The organism is Aeromonas sp. S9(2024), assembly GCF_041403185.1.
GTDB classification, from domain to species: domain Bacteria; phylum Pseudomonadota; class Gammaproteobacteria; order Enterobacterales; family Aeromonadaceae; genus Aeromonas; species Aeromonas enteropelogenes.
Genome location: NZ_JBGLRE010000002.1, coordinates 249,104 through 270,195, shown reverse-complemented (window position 1 = coordinate 270,195; position 21,092 = coordinate 249,104). Strand labels below are relative to the sequence as shown.

Genomic DNA, 21,092 nt, shown 5'->3' with positions numbered 1-21,092 from the left:
AAGGATTATGATATCTGGCATTCTTGCGTCCCCCGGTATCGCATTCGGTAAGGCGCTTCTTCTGAAAGAAGATGAGATCGTTATCAGTCAAGGCAAGATTTCCGCCGATCAGATTGATGCCGAGATCAACCGTTTCCTCGAAGCTCGCACCAAGTCAGCTGCCCAGCTGGAAGCCATCAAAGAGATGGCCGGTCGTACCTTCGGTGAGGAAAAAGAGGCCATCTTCGAAGGTCACATCATGCTGCTCGAAGATGAGGAGCTGGAAGGGGATATCAAATCCTTCATCAAAGACAACAAGGCTTCCGCCGACAAGGCGATTTACGAGGTTATCGAACAGTACGCCAAGATGATGGCCGAGCTGGACGACCCCTACCTGCGTGAGCGCGCCACCGATTTCCGTGACATCGGCACCCGTCTGGTCAAGAACGTACTGGGCATCGCCGTTGTCAACCTGAGCACCATCGACGAAGAGGTTATCCTGGTCGCCAAAGACCTGACCCCGTCCGAAACCGCTCAAATCAACCTGAAGTACGTGCTGGGCTTCGTCACCGACATCGGTGGCCGTACCTCCCACACCTCCATCATGGCCCGCTCCCTGGAGCTGCCGGCCATCGTGGGTACCAACGACATCACCGAGCGCGTCAAGAATGGTGACGTGCTGGTGCTGGATGCGATCAACAACCAGATCGTGATCAACCCGACCGCCGAGCAACTGGCCAAGTTCAAAGAGATCCAGGCCCAGTTCCAGGCCGAGAAGGACGAGCTGGCCAAGCTCAAGGATCTGCCTGCCATCACGCTGGATGGTCACCAGGTCGAAGTGTGCGCCAACATCGGTACCGTGAAGGATACCGAGGGTGCCATCCGTAATGGCGCCGAAGGCGTGGGTCTGTACCGTACCGAGTTCCTGTTCATGGATCGCGATGCGCTGCCGACCGAAGACGAGCAGTTCAAAGCCTACAAAGAAGTGGCCGAAGCGATGCCGGATCAGCCGATCATCGTGCGTACCATGGACATCGGCGGCGACAAAGAACTGCCGTACATGAATTTCCCGAAAGAGATGAACCCCTTCCTGGGCTGGCGTGCCGTGCGTATCTTCTTCGATCGCGCCGACATCATGAACGCCCAGCTGCGGGCCATTCTGCGTGCGTCTGCCTTCGGCAAACTGCGCATCATGTTCCCGATGATCATCTCCGTCGAAGAGTTCCGTAGCCTCAAAGCTACCGTAGAGACGCTGAAGGCCGAACTGCGTGCCGAAGGCAAAGCCTTTGATGAAGCCATCGAAGTGGGTATCATGATCGAGACCCCGGCTGCTGCCGTCATGGCTCATCATCTGGCCAAGGAAGTGGATTTCTTCAGTATCGGTACCAACGACCTGACCCAGTACACCCTGGCTGTCGACCGTGGTAACGAGATGATCTCCGCCATGTACAACCCGCTGTCACCCTCCGTCCTGACCCTGATCAAGATGGTTATCGATGCGTCCCACGCCGAAGGCAAGTGGACCGGTATGTGTGGTGAACTGGCTGGTGACGAGCGTGCCACCCTGCTGCTGCTGGGTATGGGTCTGGATGAGTTCTCCATGAGCGCCATCTCTGTACCGCGTATCAAGAAGCTTATCCGCAACACCAACTTCGAAGATGTGAAGGCAATGGCTGACCAAGCACTGAGCTTCGCCACTGCCGCAGAAATCGAAGCCTGTGTAGATAACTTTATTAAGCAGAAGGCAGTCTGCTAAGATCGGCTGCAAACAGCGACAAATCATCTCTAGGAGCTTTACTATGGGTCTGTTTGATAAACTGAAGAAACTGGTTTCCGACGATAGCTCTGATACCGGTGGCATCGAAATCTTTGCTCCGCTGTCAGGCGAAATCGTGCCGATCGAAGATGTGCCCGATGTTGTCTTCGCCGAGAAGATCGTGGGTGACGGCATCGCCATCAAGCCGGCTGGCAACAAGATGGTTGCTCCGTGCGACGGTACCATCGGCAAGATTTTCGAGACCAACCATGCGTTCTCTCTGGAATCCGACTCTGGTATCGAGCTGTTCGTTCACTTCGGTATCGACACCGTTGAGCTGAAAGGTGAAGGCTTCACCCGTATCGCTCAGGAAGGTCAACAGGTCAAGCGTGGTGACACCATCATCGAGTTCGATCTGGCCGTTCTGGAAGCGAAAGCCAAATCTACCCTGACTCCGGTGGTCATCTCCAACATGGACGAGATCAAAGAGCTGGTGAAGATGACTGGTGCCGTTGTTGTGGGTGAGACCCCGGTTATCCGCATCAAGAAATAATGCAGCGCTGGCCTGTGCCAGCCATTGCAGCAAAAACCGAAGCCTTGTGCTTCGGTTTTTTTATGGCCGCTGTTCTATGGTGCAAGCTGCTTTCAGCACAGGAGAAGTGCGTTATTTCATCAGCCAGGTCATGAGTGCGAAACAGGAGGTCGCACTGATAACTGCTCTACGTTTTGCGTGAGCGCTCAGAGGCCTATGGTCTACGGTTGGCAACGGCCATCATATCCATAAGCGGGTGGAAGGCGTAGGCACCCTGATAGGGTGAGCAGAAGGCTACCAAGGGGGTAGTGCATCTGGCTGGCTCATTGCAGCTATGGGTTGTCCTCTTGTGCAGAACACAGGGAAGGGGCCTTGTCGTGGCCTGCAGCAGGCATAAAAAAGCCGCTCACAGGGTGAGCGGCTTTTGTCATCGGATGGCCGGCAAGAATTATCAGGTTGGCTGCTGGCCGGGCTCTGTAGGCGGCAGGCTGGAGTGGGATTCCAGCTTCTGCTCCTCTCCCTGCATGTTCTTGATGTAGACATCCATCTGGTTGAAGGCGATCTCGATGCCGTTTTCGCGGAACAGGGCATCGATCTTGCGGTTCAGCTCGTCAATGGCCGGGTTGCGATCCCCCAGTTCGCTCACGAAGAAGCGCAGCTCGTGATCCAGAGTGCTGGCGCCAAAGGTGAGGAAGAAGACGATGGGTTCCGGATCCTTGAGCACCCGGCTGTTCTCCATGGCCGCCTGCATCAGCAGGGTACGGGTCAGCTCGAGATCGGAGCCATAGGCCACCCCGACCCGTACGATGACGCGGGTAATGGTGTCGCTCAGGGACCAGTTGATCAGCCGTTCGGTCATTAACTGCTGGTTGGGGATGATAACTTCCTTGCGGTCGAAGTCGGTCAGGGTGGTAGCACGAATGCGGATCCTGGAGACGGTGCCGGAGAAGCTGCCGATGGTGACGGTGTCACCGATCCGCACCGGGCGCTCGAACAGGATGATGATGCCGGAGACGAAGTTGGAGAGGATCTCCTTCATGCCAAAACCGATACCGACTGACAGGCCACCCGCTACCCACTGCAGCTTGTCCCACTGGACGCCCATCATGGAGAGGGCGGTCAGCGAGCCGACCCCGATCAGCACATAGTTGAGCATGGTGGTGATGGCGTAGGCGGTGCCCTGGGCCAGGTTCAGCTTGGAGAGCACCAGCACCTCCAGCAGACCCGGCAGGTTGCGGGCCAGCGACCAGGCGCCCCCCAGCAGGAGGAAACCGATCAGCACGTCGCTCAGGCTTATGGGGAAGAGCACGGCATTGGCGCCAGTCCCTTCACTGCGATGCCACAGCACCATGCTGTCGAGGTAGGCGAAGACTGCCACCAGATCGGACCAGAGCCAGTAGAAGGCGACGCCAAAGATCAGCAGCAGCACGGTGCGAGTCAGACGCAGGGACTGCTGGCTGACCTCTTCCAGATCCATGGGCTGCTCTTCAATGGATTCTCCCCCTTCCGCATCCTCCTGGGCCTTGTGCTCCCGCTTGGCCACGGCACGGCGGTAGGCCAGGCGGCGAGCCGCCAGCTCGAGGCCACGCAGGGCGGTGCGATAGACCAGGCTCCAGAGGATCAGCATGTAGAAGGATTCGATCAGGCGGCCGGTCAGCTTCAATGCCGTGTAGTAGTAGCCCAGACCGACCAGTATGATCAGGGCCACGGGGGCCAGCGCCAGGGCCATGGCGACGATGGACTTCTGCATGCTCGTCTCGCCCTTCATGCGGGCGCGGGAGATGGGGAAGACCAGATAGGCGGTCAGGCCCAGTAGCGCCAGAGTGAGCGCCTGGCCGATCACGTCGTTGCCAAGGGTGGAGGGTTCAACTACCGCCTTGGTCGACAGCATGATGAGGGGCAGCAGCGGCAGCCACAGATAGTGCATGCTGTTGCGCTTGGCCTGCAGCTCGGCTTTCGGTATGCGGAAGTGGCTTTCGGCGATGCCGCCCGGACGCATCACGGAGAGGTAGACGCTGAACACCAGATAACCCAGTGCGAGGTTCAGGGTGATCTGGAAGATAAGCTTGGGCGTGAGCAGACCACAGTAGGTCAGCAGCAGGCCGATGGCGAGGATGAACAGGCTGCCCGGCAGGCGCTCCAGCACGGTATATAAGAGTGCCGCCGGGGTATGCCACTGGCTGTCCTGGCGGAAGCGGCCGAGATCCTTGGCGATCTTCTTCTGGCGCTCGATCAGGGTCGGGCGCTTCCAGATCAGCAGACCGGCGACCAGCATCAGGGGAAGGGAGAGCAGCGAAATGGGCAGTACCATTTCACCCCAACCCTTCCAGTCAGGTTTCAGCACCCAGTCGGAGGCCTGCTTGAAGGCCTGGGCTGGCCAGCTGATGAACCACTTGCCGTCGATGGGCTTGTTGCTGCTTACCCAGAAGATATGTTGCTGCAGGGTAAACTCGACCGAGGCATAGACCCGGCTCAGCTGCTGCTGGGTCAGCTGCAGGCTGATGGCATTGGTGAGCTGGCTGTCGAGCTGGCGGTTGAGCTGATCCAGCAGATTGATGCGGGTATCGAGCAGCTTGGAAAGGCTGGTCCTGTCTTCGGCAGTGACGGGATCAGGGCTCTGGGCGATGAGGTTGTCCAGATACTGGTTCTTCTGGAACAGCTGGTCGCGTTGCTGGCTCAGCTCGAACTGGGCCAGATGCAGGTCGGCAATCTGCTCTTCCAGGTTCTTGACGGCGACGGTCGGTGCCGCCTCCAGCTGCTGGTAGAGCTGATAGAGAATGCGCGAGAGCAGCAGATTGCCCTTGAGCATCTGTACCTGTTCATTGAGGTTGCGTTCGGTCTGGGTGCCGCGCTCCAGCCAGCTCTTGGCCTGCAGATTCTTCTGCACCAGCGAGTTGAGGTTGGTAGTGGCGCTGATCAGCTGCTGGCTGAGCTGGTGGTTGATCTCCTGCTCTCTTTGCACCAGCGGACTGTCTTCGGTGGCCACCAGCTCGCCGGTCTGCTCGGCGGTTTTCTCGGTGTCACCCAGGCGCTTGGCGCTGCTCTGCTCCTGCAGTAGTTGCAGCTTTTGCTCTTCGCTGGCGAGACGGGCGCTCTGGTAGTCGCGCTGTTTTATCGCGAGATCCTGCATGCTGGTACGGTTGTCCAGCTCCTTCTGCAGATTGGCCAGCTGCAACTCGAGCAGTGCCAGCTCGGTATTGAGTTTCATCTTCTCGGCACTGCTGACACCCTCGCCGGTATTGAGGCGGCTGCGGATCTCCTGGCTGCGCAGGTAGACCCGGCTCATACTGGTCTGGGCGCGCTCCGGCAGGGTCTGCAGGTTGGTGAGCTGGCTGGCGATGGCACCGAGGGCTTCCTGGGCGTTTTGCATGTTCGCCAGCACATCGGGCTGGCGGCTCTCCAGCTCGTTCAGGCTCATGCTGGCGTATTCGCTCTTGATCTGCTCCGCACTCTTGCCCTCGTTCAGGGCGTTGAGTTTGGCGCCGATGTCGCGGATCTCGGCCGGAAGTGCCCGGATCCGCTGAGCCTGGGCCTTGGCCTTCGCCTCTTCCTTGTCGATGCTGTCGAGCAGGCTGAGGGTGTCGGTCAGAAATTTCTGATCGGCTTGTTGCGAGACGGTGAGGGTCTCGGATTTACCCAGGCTGTCCAGGGCACGCTGGACGCTGGCGCGCTGGGGAACCTCTTGTGCCATGGCCTGCGCAGTGCAGAGGCTGGCGAGTAGACAGAGCAGCGGCAGCAGGGTGGCCGAGGCTCTTTTCAATCGTATTGAGAGCATAAAACTTCCGGGTTATTACTCGATGTACGGGGGATATCCCGCTTAAATTAAAACCGCGTGGATTCTATCATCGGGTTTGTCAGGGAAGCAGGGGGAGAGATAAAAAAAACGGCGCCCGCAGGCGCCGTTTTCAGCAGTTCGGTACGGATTACAGTACGTGAACAGAAGCGGTGTTGGTGGTGCCGCTCGGTACCAGAGCACCGGAAACCATGACAACCACGTCACCCTTCTGACCCATGCCGCTCTCCAGCGCCACTTCTTTACCGATGCGATAGAAATCGTCGGTAGAGGCGATGCTGTCAACCACGTGAGTCATGACACCCTTGGTCAGTACCAGCTGGGCAGCAGTCTTCTTGTTGGTGGTGATGGCCAGGATCCAGGCTTTCGGGAAGTACTTGCGGATGGCCTTGGCGGATTTGCCGCCTTCGGTGGCAACCACGATCAGCGGGGCATCCAGCTTCTCGGTGGTCTCTACCGCGCCCTTGCACACGGCTTCGGTGATGCGCAGCTTGTTGCTGTCGTTGGACGCAGACAGGTTGGACGGCATCACGGCATCGGTGCGCTCGCAGATGGTGGCCATGATGGTCACGGCTTCCAGCGGGTATTTACCCTTGGCGGACTCACCGGACAGCATGACCGCATCGGTACCGTCCAGGATGGCGTTGGCCACGTCGCCGGCTTCGGCGCGGGTCGGACGCGGGTTCTTGATCATGGAGTCCAGCATCTGGGTCGCAGTGATAACCACTTTGCGGGCCTTGTTGCACTTGGCGATGATCATCTTCTGGGCGAAGATCACCTCTTCAACCGGGATCTCTACCCCCATGTCGCCACGAGCAACCATGATGCCGTCGGAAACAGCCAGGATGTCGTCGAAGTTGTCCAGGCCTTCCTGGTTTTCGATCTTGGAGATGATCTGGATGTTCTCGCCACCGTGGGCCTTCAGGTGCTCACGGATTTCCAGTACGTCTTCTTTCTTGCGGATGAAAGAAGCAGCAACGAAATCAACGCCCTGCTCGCAACCGAAGATCAGGTCGCGCTTGTCTTTCTCGGCCAGTGCCGGCAGCTTGATGGAGACGCCCGGCAGGTTGACACCCTTGTTCTCGCCCAGGTCACCGTTGTTCAGCACTTTACAGACAACTTCGCGCTCGGTGATTTCGATGACGTCCAGACCGATCAGGCCGTCGTCAACCAGGATGCGGTTGCCGACGCGCAGGTCGTTGGCGAAACCCGGATAGGTCACGGCGACCTTGTCCTTGTTGCCAACCACGGTCTGGTCGGTGGTGAAGGTGAAGGTCTGGCCGGCGACCAGGGCGACATCGTTGCCACCTTCCAGCTTCATGGTGCGGATTTCCGGACCCTTGGTGTCCAGCAGGATGGCGGCTTGCTTGCCGGTTTCGGCCATCACGGCACGCAGGTTGCTGATACGGGTACCGTGCTCTTCGTAGTCACCGTGGGAGAAGTTCAGGCGCATGACGTTCATGCCGGCATCCAGCATCTTGGCCAGCATTTCTTTGGATTCGGTCTTGGGACCGATGGTGCAGACGATTTTGGTCTTTTTCATGTCAGTCTTCATGGTTAAGGAGTTTCCGCCGAGCAATATACACCAGTTTTTGGATTCTTTTTATGATCCAGAAACAACGTTTTGACCAGATAACGTTTTCTTTTCAGGGATAACGTTTTCCTGATTGTCACTTTTCAGGGTATACACCTACTGGTCTGAGCTGACAGGGGACAAGTGTTTCCATCTGTGTCTTGGCGGCCGATTCGGGAGCAAATGTTGTAAAATGACAACTTGCTCAGTGTCACCGTCCTGTCACCCGCATGGGCAAGAATGTTAGTCCATTCGTCGGCATCTGAAGGGTTTCGGGATGAAAAACAGTGGATGGGCGGGGCCCGGGCTGTTTCTGCTGGGGGCCAGCCTGCTGGTGATGCAGGCGCTGCCAACGCGCTTTTGGCCAGGCAATGAGGGCTGGCTAAGCGGAGTGCCACGGCACGAAAGTGCGCTGACACTGGGCTGGCGGGAATGGCAGGATCAGCAAGTGGCCACCAGGCTGGCCAGTCGTCTCCTGGTTGTGGGGGAGAGGGACGCTGGTACCGATAAACGAAATGCTCCCTTGCCCGCAGATCGGCAAGAGTGAAGCACGGTTTTAGCTCTCATTGATTATCAATAATTGGTAAACAGTGCTTATCCATTTCACCTGATTGTTAACCTGAAAGCGTGGGCAGATAATGTACTCCAACGGCGTTATTCCTTGTGAATGGCGCCACCCGATACCTTGTTGGAGTGACTGTCATGTCCCTTGCCCCTGTCTGGTTTATCTCCCACGGCGCCCCGGATCTGGTGCTGCGGGATCGCCCCGCCACCCGTTTCCTGAGCACCCTGCGACTGGGGGAGCTCAAGGGGCTGGTGGTCATCTCCGCCCACTGGTTCAGCCGCGAGCTGGAGCTCAACGTCGAGCCGGCTCCGGCCCTGATGTACGATTTCTACGGCTTCCCCGAGCCGCTCTACCATATGCGCTGGCCCGCCAGCAGCCCGGCCTGGCTGCAGCAGGCCGTGGGGGATGAGCTGGCGGTGGCCGGATGGCAGGCCAGTGCCGTGCGGCGGGAGCTGGACCACGGGGTCTGGTCACCCATGTCGCTGATCGACCCGGACAGCGAGATCCCGTTGGTGCAGATATCCATCCCCGTGAACTTCACCCCGGCGCAGCTGTGGCAGCTCGGGGAAGCGCTGGGCCGGCTGCGCGAGCAGGGGATAGGCATCCTTGCCTCCGGCGCCATCACCCACAACCTGAGGGCGCTCGGACCGGATAACTCCCCCACGGCCCCCTGGGCCCGGGAGTTTGTCCGCTGGCTCGAGCAGATGATGGCGCAAGGGGACAAGCAGGCACTGCTCGACTATCGCCGGCTGGCCCCCGGGGCGGTGGAGTCCCATCCCCACGACGATCACCTGCGCCCCCTGTTTGTGGCGCTGGGGGCCGCCAGGGGGGAGAGCCCTGTCCGGCTGCACGAAAGCTGGGATCTGGGCAGTCTCTATATGGGGGCTTACCGCTTCAATTAAGGCGCTCGCTGTGGGCATGAACGACAAGGCCCCGCCATTTGCTATGCAATCCCGCTGCCGATGGGAGCATGCGGCGCCAGTCAGGGCACGATTACCCGGCTTTCGCCGCCGCCGAGAGCCTCGACTCTCACCTGCACCCCGATCCGCTCCACCAGGGTCTGTACATGGGAGATGACCCCGATCTGGCGACCGGCGGCCTGCAGCGAGTCGAGGCTGGCCAGCGCCAGATCCAGGCTGTCCGGATCCAGGGTGCCGAACCCCTCGTCGATGAAGAGCGACTCGACTTGGGTCTGGCGCGACGACAGGCTGGAGAGGGCCAGCGCCAGGGCCAGCGACACCAGGAAGCTCTCGCCACCGGAGAGGGAGTCCACCGAGCGCACCTCGTCCCCCATGTCGAGATCCACCACCTGGAGCGCCAGATCGGTGCCGGGCACCCGCTCCAGCCGGTAGCGGGGTGACAGCTCGCCGAGCTGGGCGTTGGCCTCCAGCAGGAGGCGCTCAAGCGTGAGGCTCTGGGCGAAGGTGCGGAACTTGGCACCGTTGGCCTGGCCGATGAGATCGCACAGTTGCTGCCAGTGATCTGCCACCGCCTGCTGGCTCGCCAACTCCTCTTGCAGGCTGCCCGCCTTGAGGGCGGCGGCCTCCGCCTGGGCCAGGGTGCTGCGGCACTCGAACAGCTGCTCGTCGAGGGTGCGACACTGGTTCTCCAGCGCTGCCAGCCGCTCGCCGAGCGCCTGCTCGGAGAGGGCGGCCAGCTCGGGGTGATGTTCCTGATAACGCTCCCGCTTGCTCTGCTCCTGTGCCAGCGCTCGTTGCCGTTCGGTGAGGCGGGTACGGGCCTCGGCCAGGGCATCGTCCAGTGACTGCAGGGCGGCGCGGCGGGCCTTGAGTTCCTCCTGGCCGATAGCCAGCAGACGGCGCAGATCATATTCGGCGATGCCGAGAGTAGTGGCGTGAGCGGCCCAGCGACCAAGTACCTCGCGTTTGCGGCGGCTGCTTACCTGCTTTTCCTGCTCCACATGGGCAAGGCGGGTCTTGAGCTCGGTCAGTCGCTCCCGCAGGGTGCGCCCGGCACCGGCTGCTTCGTCGAGCTGGCTGGCGGCCAGCTGCAACCGCGTCTGCCAGCGAGCCTCGACCTGGGGGATCCCTTCACCTTCCAGACAGGCCGCACGGCTCGCCAGCAATCCCTGACGCTGCTGTTCGTGCTCCTTATAGTCACGCTCCAGCTTGTGCAGCCGCTCGCGCTGGGTCTGCAGGCGGGCCTCCTGGGCACTCAGGGTCGGGGTCAGGCTGGCAATCTCGCCGGCCAATCGCTCCCACTCGCTCTGGCCGTGCAGATAGGCCTCGCAGGTCTGCTGCCACTCGCGCCACTGCTGACTGCCGAGCCACTGGCGCCAGGGTTGGCCGCCCATCTGCTCGTCGAGCCGGTTGGCCCCCTGTTCGAGGCGCTGGCGCAGGGTGCTCTCCTGCTCGCCCATCGCCTTCACTTCCCCTTCCCAGGCGATGCGCTGGCGGTCGGCCTCCTGCCACTGCTGATCAAATTGTTGATGGCGGGTGGCCAGCTGGCTGAGTTGCTGGCGGATGCCCTGCAACTGCTGCTGCCCCTGCTGGGCCTGACGCAGGGTCTGCTGGCTCTGGGCCAGCCCCTGTTCCAGCGCCTGGCCACGACCGAGTAGGGTGTCCAGCAGGTGCTCCCATTCGGCCGGGCTCTGGCGCAGCGGCAAGGGGTGGCCGAGCTGCGCCTCCCCACCGAGCTGTTGCCAGTGCTGGGTCAGCTGCTCGGATCTCGCCGCCAGCTCCGGCAAGTGTTGCTGGCGCACAGTCAGCTGGCGGGCCAGCTCCTGACGCTCGCTCTCGCACTGAATGTATTGATGGTTGAGCCGCTCCCACTCCAGCTCCAGGCTGCGAGCTCGCTCCGCCAGCTGACCCAGGATGCTTGCCACCTGGGGCTGACTCTGGCTGTAGGGGTGCTCCTCGGCGCCGCAAAGGGGGCAGGGGGTGCCATCGCTCAGCACGTGGCGATACTGCTCGAAGCTCGCCACGGCGCGGGCCTGCTCCAGGGCGTGGCGCGCCTCGTCCCGTTGCACCGCCAGCCGCTCCAGGGCGGGGGCCAGCTCCTGGCCCTGGCTGGCGAGCCGGGTCAGAGCTTGTTCCAGCTGGGCTATCTCTTGTTGCAGGCGATCGTGCTGCTCGCCGTGGTTGCGGCCATAGTTGGCGAGATCAAGCAGTTGGCGCAGCTGGCCCAGCTGTTCTGTCTGCTGTTGCCACTGCTCCTGCGCCTTGGCAAGGCGGCTCTCCCACTGCTCCTCCTGCAGATCGTCCTGCAATTTTTGCAGCCGTTCCTGCTCGCGGCGCCAGTAGTCACGCTCCTGCCGGCCTTGCTCCAGCTGGTGTTGCAACTGCTGCAGCGCATGCACCTTGTGCTCGCGCAGGGTCAGCAATTGCTGCAGCTTGTCGGCATCCTCGGCCCAATCCTGCATCGCGGTGAGCAGGGGTTGCCACTGGCGAGCCTGGGGAGCCAGTTCCCTGTGCTCCTCGAGCCAGACGCTCCACTGCTGATACTGGCTCTTGAGGGCGGTTACCTGTTGGCTCAGCTCCTGCCAGCTCTGCTCCAGGGTGAGCAGCACCTCGCGCTCCTGGCTTCCCTCCTGCTGGATCTTCTGCAACTGCTGCTGTTTTTCCAGCAGCCGGGTGTCGAGCTCCTGCGCTCGCTTGAGCTCGGGTTGCAGGGCGCCCCACTCGCGCTCGGCAGCAATCTTGTCCGCCAGCAACTGCTGCTCATGGAGTGCATTTTGTCTGGCCTGCTCCTCGAGGCGGTCCAGCTCCGGCCCAAGCTCGGCGATCACCTTCTCCTGCTGCTGCACCTCCAGGGTGAGGCGCGCCAGCTCATCGTGATCGGCGCGGGCCACCTGGGCCTGCTCGGCCCGGGCAAACTCCTCCCGCTCGGGGGCTGCGGCATCGTGAGCCTGTTGGGCGGAGGTCAGCGCCTCTTCCCCCTCGCGGCACCCCTGCAACTGGGCGGCGATGCGGCCATCCAGCTCCCGCAGATCCTGCATCAGCTGGCGCTGCTGTTGTTCGTGCTTGAGGGTGGTGGAGAGGGTGAGCTGGCGAGCGATCCACGCTTCACGGGTCGCCTCGTCCATCAGCGCCACGTCGCCGAGGCGCTGCGCGATGGCGGCGAGCTTCTGCTGTTCTTCCCGCGCCCGTTCATAGGTCTGGATGGAGATGGCGGAGTAGAGCTCGGTGCCCGTCATCCGCTCCAGCAGGGCGGAGCGCTCATTGGCATCGGATTTGAGGAAGGCGGCAAACTCCCCCTGGGGCAGGATCACCGCACGGCGAAACTGCTCCCAGGAGAGCCCCACCAGCTCGTCGATGCGCTCTTGCAATTCCCGCTTGCTGCCAGAGAAGACCTGGCCCGACTCGACGTTGGTCAGGCTGCGCTCCTGGGCCTGAAAGCGCCCCTCGGCGCGGTTACGGGCCCGGCGCACCGCCCAGCGGGCGAGCCAGGTGCGGCCGTCACAGCCGCGAAACTGCACCTCGGCAAAGCCGCTGGCGTGGCCGCGGCTGAGGATGCCGCGCACGTCGTTGGCCTTGAGCTTCTCCTCGTCGTCCGCGCGGCCCACCTCGGCTACGTTCTTGCGGTTGGCGACAAAGCGCGGCATCTCGTCATAGAGCGCCAGACAGATGGCGTCGAGCAAGGTGCTCTTGCCGGCCCCCGTGTTGCCCGTGATGGCGAACAGTCCGGTGGCGCCGAGGGCCCCTTTGGTAAAGTCGATGGTGAAGGGGCCGGTCAAACTGGCCAGATTTTCACCTGACAGGGATAAAATTTTCATGCGCCGACCTCCTTCACCTGCTCCAGGATCTCTTCAAACGAGGCAACCAGCCCGACCTCGGGCTCACCTTCAAACTGGCGTTGATAACAGAGACGAAACACCTCGGTGGGGGAGAGTTCATCCAGCCTGCGCCGCTCACGGCCATCGGCCAGCCCCTGTCCCGACCCCTGATACTGGGTGTTGATACGGGCGAGGCGCACCGGCTTGCCCACCAACGCTGCCAGAATGCGCTCGCGGATACGGGCCTCGGGTTTGGGCAGCAGCAGTCGCACCTCAAGGAAGGGTTGCGCCTCCTGCGGGCGATCCGGCAACTCAAGCGCGTCGATGGCGGTCAGGGCCTCGTCAAGGGAGCCCAGTGGCAGGCGGATCATCTCGACGCTGCGGGGCACCGGGATGGCTTCTACCGCTGCGAGCTGGCCGGCCTCCAGTGTCACCTCAAGCACCTGATGGCGGTAGCCGGTCTCGGTCAGCGACAGGGGCAGCGGCGAGCCGCTGTAGTGAACGCCTTCAGCCAGGCGCTGGGCCAGATGCAGGTGGCCCAGCGCCGTGTAGTCGGCGCCGGTGAAGATGTCGGCGGGCAGGGCGTGCTGGTTGCCGCCAAGCACACGTCGCTCCGACAATTCCGAGAGCTGGCCCGCCGCCAGATAGGCATGGCCCATGGCGATCAGAGCCTGATCCTGCTTGCAGCGCTTGCGCCCCTCGGCGAGCACTTCTGCATAAATCTGACGCACCCCCTCGATAAGCCTGTCCTGCCCCTCGGCCAGCGGTTCGACCCGCAGATCGCTGCTGCGCAGAAACGGCACGGCGGCGCACCAGGCGGCCACCTTGCCTTCGTTGTCGTGCAGCGGCACCAGCAGGCGATCGGTCTCAAGCTGGCCATCCTTGTCCCGGCTGATGCTGCCCACCAGATGCAGATCGAATGCCCGCAGCAGTTCGTGGGGGGCATCGAGCTTGGAAGGGGAGTCGTGGTTGCCCCCGATCAGCACCATGTCGAGGTTGGGCATTTCGGCCCGCAGCCGCGCCAGAAAGCGGTAGAGCTGCTGCCAGGCGCTGGCGGGGGGATTGGCGGTATCGAACAGATCGCCTGCGACCAGCAGGGCGTCTATCTGGCGTGCCTTGAGGGTGTCGGTCAGCCAGTCGAGGAAGGCATCGTGTTCAAAACGGCGGTCATGGCCATGGAGTTGATGGCCAAGATGCCAGTCGGCGGTATGGAGGATTTTCATGAGAAAGCAACCCGGATCCTGGGACGGTGCCAGTGGCACCCGATGGAGACAAGATGAGGATCCCCCTCGCTTTTTTCAAGGGAAACTGGCCGCCAGCTTGGCGTCAGGCGGGTATGCAGCGCATCCGGTATTGCGGGTGGCCGGTAAAGGGATCGGACTCCTCGCCCTCGATCATGAAGCCGTGGCGGCGGTAGAAGCGCACCGCTGGCTCGTTTTCCACGAACACCCTGGCATACAGCGAAGCCCCCTGGCGTTTGGCCTCCTGCAACAGGGCATGACCCACGCCGCGTCCTTGCCGATCGGGGCGTACGAACAGGGCCGCCAGGTAGTCATCCACTAGCGCGATAAAGCCAAGCAAGTCGCCGCGCTCCTCAAACACCCAGATGCGGGCACGATCCAGATAGCGGGAACGTAACTCCTCCTGGGCCTGCCACCAGCAGGAGGCATCGACGAAATCGTGGGCCTGCAGGGAGGCCAGCAGCCAGATTTCGACGATCTCTTCCATGTCTTTCGGGCTACTCGGCCGCAACATGCTTTGATCCTTGTTAACAATTCAAACATTCGCAGTCTAGGGGAGTTTGCCGATCGAGTCGGGGGCGAACATGACTCCCTGTGACGTCGATCGTCCTTTATTTAGCGAGAATGATTGGCTGATCACAAAGCGCCTCTCTAGTACAATGCCCGCCGGACAATCTAGAGACCGAGGACGCCATGTGGTTTAAAAACCTGCAGATTTATCGCTTTACCCGCCCCTTTGACCTGACCGTGGATCAGCTGGAGACCCAGCTCGAGGCCTGCGCCTTCACCCCGTGCGGCAGTCAGGACATGTCCCGTTTCGGGTGGGTCAAGCCTCTTGGCAAATTCGGTTCCACCCTGACCCACAGCGCCTCCGGTCACATCCTCATCTGTGCCCGCAAGGAGGAGAAGATGCTGCCGGGTACCGTGGTCAAGGAGATGCTGGCGGAGAAGGTAGAGGCGATCGAGTTCGAACAGGGGCGTGCCCTCAAGAAGAAAGAGAAGGAAGCGCTCAAGGAGGAGATCCTCCACACCCTGCTGCCGCGCGCCTTCAGCCGCACCAGCCAGACCTTTGCCTGGATCAATCCGGCCGACAACCTGATGGTGGTGGATGCGGGCTCCGCCAAGAAGGCGGACGATCTGCTGGCTCTCTTGCGCAAGTCCATCGGTTCCCTGCCGGTGGTGCCGGTGGCCCTGAAGAACCCGCCCGAGATCACCATGACCGAATGGCTGAACGAAGGCAATCTGCCGGCCTCCTTCACCCTGGAGGACGAAGCCGAGCTGCGCAGCGCCATGGAGCACGGCGGCATCATCCGCTGCAAGCAGCAGGATCTGATGACCGACGAGATCAAGAACCACCTGGCCAACGACAAGCTGGTGACCAAGCTGGCCCTCAACTGGGGCGAGACCATCAGCTTCGTGCTGGGGGACGATCTCTCCATCAAGCGCCTCAAGTTCAGCGAAGAGCTGCGCGAGCAGAATGACGACATCACCAGCGAGGATCCGGCAGCCCGTCTGGACGCCGATTTCGCCCTGGTGACCGCCGAGCTGGCCCAGTTCATCCCGGCGCTGTTTGCCGCCATGGGCGGGGAAGAGCAGTCCATATGATGCACTCCTTGTCAGCAAGAACCGCCTACGGGCGGTTTTTTTATGGCCGCATGAGTCGGCTCAATCTGTTGATAAATGAGTAAAATATTGATTTGGCTAGGTAACTTGAGTCATCAGCGCCAATCGTGACATAGTCGTCCTTCATGGTCATAAAACAGACAAGGAGAGTGTCATGTTGCGCAAACCCCTGGGGCTAGCCATCGCCCTTGCCCTGCTGGCCGGCTGCGCCAGCGAACCGGGCTTTCACTATGCTGCGCCACCCCAGACCCTGATCGCGCCGGAGGCGGCCAGCGGCTGGCAGGAGAAACAGGGTTGGCAGGGCCATGACTTCATGGTGGCTGCCGCCAACCCGCTGGCGGTGGATGCGGGCTACCAGATCATCAAGGCGGGTGGCAGCGCCGTGGACGCCGCCATCGCGGTGCAATTGGTATTGACCCTGGTGGAGCCGCAATCCTCCGGCATTGGTGGCGGCTCCCTGCTGCTGGTGTGGGATGGCCAACGGGTCAGCGCGGTGGATGGCCGGGAGACGGCCCCCGCTGCCGCCACGGATCAGCTGTTCATGAAAGATGGCCAGCCGATGGCCTTTTACGATGGCGTGGTGGGTGGTCGCTCAGTCGGGGCGCCCGGCACTGTGCGCGCCCTGGCGCTGGCCCACGAGCGTTATGGCAAGCTGCCCTGGGCAAGTCTGTTCACGCCGGCCATCACCCTGGCGGAGCAGGGGTTTGTGATAAGCCCGCGCCTGGTCACCCAGCTGGCAAAAGATCCCTATCTCGCCAAAGACCCACAGGCGCGCGCCTACTTCTACCAGCCTGATGGCAGCCCCAAGCCAGCGGGTACACGGCTGACCAACCCGGCGCTGGCCAAGGTACTGAAAACGCTGGCAGATCAGGGGGCTGATGCCTTCTATCAGGGGCCGCTGGCCGATGCCATGGTGGCCAAGGTGCGCGGTCACGCCACCAATCCCGGAGTGCTCAGCGCCGCCGATCTGGCCAGCTACCGGGCCCGGGTGAGTGACGGCCTCTGCTTTGACTATCGCCAGAGCAAGGTGTGCGGCTTCCCGACCCCCTCGTCGGGCACCATCGCGCTTGGCCAGATCTTCGGCATGCTGGAGAGTCGCAATATGGCGGCCCTCACACCCGTCACCACCCCGGCAGGGGGGCTTGCCGCCTCGGCTGATGCCATCCATCTCTACAGCGAGGCGGCGCGACTCGCCTTCGCCGATCGCAACCAGTATGTGGCCGACAGCCGTTTCGTATCGGTACCGCTGGCCGGCCTGCTCGATAAAGGCTATCTGGCCGAGCGCGGGCGGCTTATCGGCGAGCGCTCCATGGGGATAGCTCAACCGGGCACGCCGCCGCAGGCGCTGGCCATGGGCCGCGATGCCACCCCCGAGCTGCCGTCGACCAGCCACATCTCCATCGTCGACCCGAGCGGCATGGCGATCTCTATGACCAGTTCCATCGAGGATGGCTTCGGCTCGCGCCAGATGGTCAACGGCTATCTGCTCAACAACCAGCTCACCGACTTCTCCTTCACCTCGGTGGATGCTGCCGGCCTGCCGGTGGCCAACCGGGTGGAGCCCGGCAAGCGGCCGCGCTCCTCCATGTCGCCTCTGCTGGTGTTTGACAAGGCAAGCGGCGAGCTGGAGATGAGTCTGGGCTCCCCGGGTGGTTCGGCCATCATCAACTATGTGGGCAAGACGCTGCTGGGGACCCAGGATTGGGGACTCAATCTGCAGCAGGCGATCAATCTGCCCAACTTCGGCAGTCGCAACGGTCCTACCGAGCTGGAGGCGGGACGCACCCCTGATGCCGTGGTTGAGGGGCTGAAGGCGAGGGGGCACGAGGTGGTGCTCAATGAACAGACTTCAGGCCTGCAGGGGGTAGAGCGCAACAAAGAGGGATGGTTTGGCGCCGCCGATCCGCGCCGCGAGGGGATCGCCAAGGGGGAGTGAGGTGTTCCCGTCGCAGCCGTTCCATCACAACAAGGCCAGCATGATGCTGGCCTTGTTGTTGGTGCATGACTGGCTCGAAGAATGCGTTACTGGATGCCTGGCAGCTCCACGTCGAAGATCAGGACAGAATTGCTCAGTGGGATCTTGCCGGTGATGTGATTGCTACGGGCCAGCTTGTTATCGGTCCTGGAGGAGGCGTCACTGGATGCCCAGCAGCTCCACGTCGAAAATGAGTACCGAGCCGGGCGGGATCTTGCCAGCCGCGCGATCGCCATAGGCCAGGTTGGCGGGGATGTAGAAGCGGGTCTTCTCACCTTCCACCATCAGCTGTACCCCTTCGGTCCAGCCCGGGATCACCTGGTTGAGGCCAAATTCGATGGGTTCGCCACGAGCTACCGAGCTGTCAAATACGGTGCCATCCAGCAGTTTGCCCTCGTAGTGCACCTTCACCTTGCTGGTGGCGGTGGGGTGAACCGTACCGCTGCCCTTGGTGAGCACCTCATACTGCAGACCGGAGGCGGTGGTGGTCACCAGCGGGTTTTCCTTGTTGCCGGCCAGGAACTCGGCGCCGATGCGCACGTTTTCCGCGGCCAGCTTCTTGTTGTTGCTGCTGGTGTAGAAGTAGTAGGCGACACCGGCAACCAGCAGCGCGATCAGGATGAATTTCATCGATTTTCCCTTGTGAGAACGAGAGCGGCATCTTATCCCAGCCGGGGCGTCAGGGCGAGTCGGGGCGGGGCAGGATGTGACAGAACAGGCAAATGAGAAGGGGGAGGAGCCAGGCTCCTCCCCCTCGTCTTCATGATGAGCGTTACTTGGCGGCCACCATCATCAGGGCGGGCAGGGCGAAGAAGAGGCCTGCCACGTAACCCAGTGCCAGCAGCTTGTTCTCGCTGCCAACCCGGGCCAGCCACTCGGCGGCGCGCACCGGCAGGTCGCGCAGGGCCGGGATGCCGTAGATGAAGATGACGGCGAAGACATTGAACAGCACGTGAACCAGGGCGATGGTCAGGGCCAGCTGGGCACCGGCGCCGCTGATGGCAGTGGCAGCCAGCAGGGCCGTGATGGTGGTACCGATATTTGCGCCCAGGGTGAAGGGATAGAGCTGACGGGTGCTGAACACGCCGCCGCCGGCCAGCGGGATCATCAGGCTGGTGGTGGTGGAGGAGGACTGCACCATGATGGTCACCAGGGCACCGGAGGCGATGCCGCTCATGGGGCCACGACCCAGCGCCTTGTGCAGCACCTCTTTGGCGCGGCCGACCAGTACCTGTTGCAATACCTTGCCCAGATAGGTCACGCAGCCCAGGATCAGCAGGATGCCGATGATGATGGTGGCGATGGAGGCACCCTTGCCCGGCAGGAAGGCGACGGCGCTGTCGATCAGCTGCTGGGCCGGGGCGGTCAGCGGCTTCATGAAATCCATCCCCTTCATCGACATGTCGGTGGAACCGGTGAAGAAGGTGGCCAGGGTCTCGGCGCTCTTTTGCAGCAGGCCGAACATCAGCTCCAGCGGCAGGAAGATGGCCACGGCCATGAGATTGAAGAAGTCATGGACGGTGGCGGCGGCGAAGGCGCGGCGAAATTCCGCCCGATCCCGGATATGACCCAGGGAGACGATGGTGTTGGTGATGGTGGTGCCGAGGTTGGCGCCCATGACCATGGGAATGGCCATGCTGATGGGCAGGCCACCGGCCACCAGGCCGACGATGACGGAGGTCACTGTGCTGGAGGATTGCACCAGGGCAGTGGCCAGAATGCCAAGCAGCAGGGCGACGAAGGGGTTGTTGGCAAACGCGAAGATCTGGGCGGCACCCTCGGCACCGCCGGAGAAGCCTTTGAAACCATGAGAAACGGCGCCAACGGCGACCAGGATCAGATAGACCAGTACGATAACACTCATCCAGTTGAACAGGGCGCGGGTCGCGGTCTGCTGCGGCAAGGAGTCATTGTGTTGCATAAAGCCTCTTGGGACGGTCGTTCCGTCTTGGGTAGTTGATGACAGGCGCATTTAAGCAAGGCTCCATGACAGAAATATGACAAAGTGACACTTTTATGATGGTTTGATGACATGACCCCGTACGCTGGTTGACCGTCCGGGGAGATCTTTTTTGGCGAAATCGGTCAGAAACTGTCGACTTCTTTTCCTGAGCATGATGATGAAGGGCTCCGTTCGTATTCGTGCTTGTGCTTGGCTGCCAGCGTTATATGCTGGCTGTTGTTCCTTCAATCAAAGAGAGTGGTGCTGTCATGCGTGCATGGATACTGTGTGTTTCCTTGGGGTTGCTGTCTGCCGGCGTGCAGGCCGAGTGCAATCTCGAAAAAGCGGCCAAAAACGAAGCCCTCAACGCGACCCTGGGGGTCAAGGGACGCTGTGATACCGACAAGCTGGTGGAGCAGAAGACCAAGGACGCCAAGAAAGAAGTGAAAGAGGTGAAGAAGAACACCGCCGAGGCGATCGACAACAAGACAGATGGCCTCAAGGAGACGCGCGACGATATCAAGCAGACCAGCAAGGACGTGAAGAAGGTGGTAAAGGATCCGGTCAAGTCGGCCGCCACCGCCGTGGTCAACAAGGGCTAAGGCTGGGAGCCGCCAGCGGTACGCCGTGCAGCGCAAGAAAGGGGGCCAATGGCTCCCTTTTTGTTTGGCAGGTCATCGGCGCGTTAAAAACTGACGGAGAAAGCGGGCTCAGAGGAGCCTAAAGAGCATAAAGGAGCTATTCGGTGCCAAGGCTGGGCCTGGGAGGGTACACTGCGGCGTCATGTTATTAGCTATGGTGAGTCTGTCATGAAACATTGGTCCCTTCTCCTCCTGCCTCTGGTGCTGGCCTCCCTGCCGTCCCAGGCCAATCTTCTTTCCTCCGGTTGCAGCGCCAAGGATGTGGCGATAGGTTCCGCGGTCAACAGCGCGACCGGCGTCAACAGCCGCTGCTCGGCGGCCAGCACCAAGCAGCGGGTCGAGAACGCGATAGACAATCCGGGGGATTACGCCAAGCGCAAGGCAGCCGAGGCGACCGGGGTCGATGAAGCCTACAACAAGGCGCGCAACACCAAGCAGCGGGTCGAGAATGCGGTAGAGAATCCGGGGGATTACGCCAAGCGCAAGGCGGCCGAGGCGGTCGGGGTCGATGAAGCCTACAACAGGGCGCGTAACACCAAGCAGCGGGTCGAGAATGCGGTAGAGAACCCGGGGGATTACGCCAGGCGCAAGGCGGCCGAGGCGACCGGGGTGGATGAGGCCTACCACAAGGCACGCAACGCCAAGGATCGGGTCGATAACGTGGTGGATGATCCGCTCAAGGCGGCGGGCAAGGCAGTGCTGCGCCACACGGGTACATACTGACGGATAAGAGGCTG

15 protein-coding genes are annotated in these 21,092 nt (G+C 61.6%); 8 read left to right on the top strand and 7 right to left on the bottom strand.

The window, feature by feature from the left end; genetic code table 11:
• Positions 1-7: 7 nt before the first annotated feature.
• Together ptsI and crr are read left to right on the top strand one after the other, a co-directional pair.
• The gene (gene ptsI / locus ACB028_RS04485; RefSeq protein WP_371143615.1) at positions 8-1,735 is read left to right on the top strand and encodes a phosphoenolpyruvate-protein phosphotransferase PtsI; all 1,728 of its coding nucleotides are present in this window, start codon (positions 8-10) and stop codon (positions 1,733-1,735) included.
• Positions 1,736-1,778: 43 nt separating this feature from the next.
• On the top strand, positions 1,779-2,288 hold the full coding sequence (gene crr, locus ACB028_RS04480) for a PTS glucose transporter subunit IIA (protein ID WP_026456550.1): 510 nt from the start codon (positions 1,779-1,781) through the stop codon (positions 2,286-2,288).
• Positions 2,289-2,718: 430 nt separating this feature from the next.
• Here the strand turns inward: crr and mscK are convergent, their stop codons facing one another.
• Positions 2,719-6,042, bottom strand: coding sequence for a mechanosensitive channel MscK (mscK, locus tag ACB028_RS04475; RefSeq protein ID WP_371143614.1), 3,324 nt, complete (start codon positions 6,040-6,042; stop codon positions 2,719-2,721).
• 148 nt (positions 6,043-6,190) lie between these two features.
• Positions 6,191-7,603 (bottom strand): pyruvate kinase PykF, encoded by a 1,413-nt coding sequence (gene pykF, locus ACB028_RS04470; protein ID WP_042027715.1) that lies wholly within the window; start codon positions 7,601-7,603, stop codon positions 6,191-6,193.
• A gap of 307 nt (positions 7,604-7,910) precedes the next feature.
• Between pykF and ACB028_RS04465 the strand changes: the two genes are divergently transcribed.
• Both ACB028_RS04465 and ACB028_RS04460 read left to right on the top strand, forming a co-directional pair.
• The gene (locus tag ACB028_RS04465; protein WP_371143613.1) at positions 7,911-8,180 is read left to right on the top strand and encodes a hypothetical protein; all 270 of its coding nucleotides are present in this window, start codon (positions 7,911-7,913) and stop codon (positions 8,178-8,180) included.
• Between the two features lie 155 nt (positions 8,181-8,335).
• Positions 8,336-9,100, top strand: a complete 765-nt coding sequence (locus ACB028_RS04460; RefSeq protein ID WP_371143612.1) for a class III extradiol ring-cleavage dioxygenase — start codon at positions 8,336-8,338, stop codon at positions 9,098-9,100.
• Positions 9,101-9,180: 80 nt separating this feature from the next.
• Here ACB028_RS04460 and ACB028_RS04455 read toward each other — a convergent pair whose 3' ends face one another.
• The 3 genes from ACB028_RS04455 to ACB028_RS04445 all read right to left on the bottom strand — a co-directional run bounded on the left by ACB028_RS04455 (position 9,181) and on the right by ACB028_RS04445 (position 14,688).
• Positions 9,181-12,933, bottom strand: a complete 3,753-nt coding sequence (locus ACB028_RS04455) for an AAA family ATPase (protein WP_371143611.1) — start codon at positions 12,931-12,933, stop codon at positions 9,181-9,183.
• Positions 12,930-14,156: an exonuclease SbcCD subunit D C-terminal domain-containing protein gene (locus ACB028_RS04450; protein WP_371143610.1), complete on the bottom strand. Its 1,227-nt coding sequence runs from the start codon at positions 14,154-14,156 to the stop codon at positions 12,930-12,932. Before ACB028_RS04450 ends, ACB028_RS04455 begins: the two co-directional genes overlap by 4 nt.
• A gap of 103 nt (positions 14,157-14,259) precedes the next feature.
• On the bottom strand, positions 14,260-14,688 hold the full coding sequence (locus tag ACB028_RS04445) for a GNAT family N-acetyltransferase (protein WP_026456882.1): 429 nt from the start codon (positions 14,686-14,688) through the stop codon (positions 14,260-14,262).
• Positions 14,689-14,867: 179 nt separating this feature from the next.
• On the opposite strand from ACB028_RS04445, the gene rdgC reads away from it, so the two are divergent.
• Entirely contained in the window at positions 14,868-15,779 is a 912-nt protein-coding gene (rdgC, locus tag ACB028_RS04440; RefSeq protein WP_026456883.1) for a recombination-associated protein RdgC, read from the top strand.
• 172 nt (positions 15,780-15,951) lie between these two features.
• A complete protein-coding gene (locus ACB028_RS04435; RefSeq protein WP_201940889.1) occupies positions 15,952-17,733 on the top strand; it encodes a gamma-glutamyltransferase family protein in 1,782 nt (593 codons plus the stop codon).
• A 198-nt stretch (positions 17,734-17,931) separates the two neighbouring features.
• Here the strand turns inward: ACB028_RS04435 and ACB028_RS04430 are convergent, their stop codons facing one another.
• A complete protein-coding gene (locus ACB028_RS04430) occupies positions 17,932-18,402 on the bottom strand; it encodes an FKBP-type peptidyl-prolyl cis-trans isomerase (protein ID WP_026456884.1) in 471 nt (156 codons plus the stop codon).
• A gap of 142 nt (positions 18,403-18,544) precedes the next feature.
• Positions 18,545-19,693, bottom strand: a complete 1,149-nt coding sequence (locus ACB028_RS04425) for a Na/Pi cotransporter family protein (RefSeq protein WP_201940890.1) — start codon at positions 19,691-19,693, stop codon at positions 18,545-18,547.
• Between the two features lie 290 nt (positions 19,694-19,983).
• On the opposite strand from ACB028_RS04425, the gene ACB028_RS04420 reads away from it, so the two are divergent.
• Together ACB028_RS04420 and ACB028_RS04415 are read left to right on the top strand one after the other, a co-directional pair.
• Complete coding sequence (locus tag ACB028_RS04420) at positions 19,984-20,316, top strand: hypothetical protein (protein ID WP_124239869.1); 333 nt, start codon at positions 19,984-19,986, stop codon at positions 20,314-20,316.
• 207 nt (positions 20,317-20,523) lie between these two features.
• On the top strand, positions 20,524-21,078 hold the full coding sequence (locus ACB028_RS04415; RefSeq protein ID WP_371143609.1) for a hypothetical protein: 555 nt from the start codon (positions 20,524-20,526) through the stop codon (positions 21,076-21,078).
• The last annotated feature ends 14 nt before the right edge of the window (positions 21,079-21,092 follow it).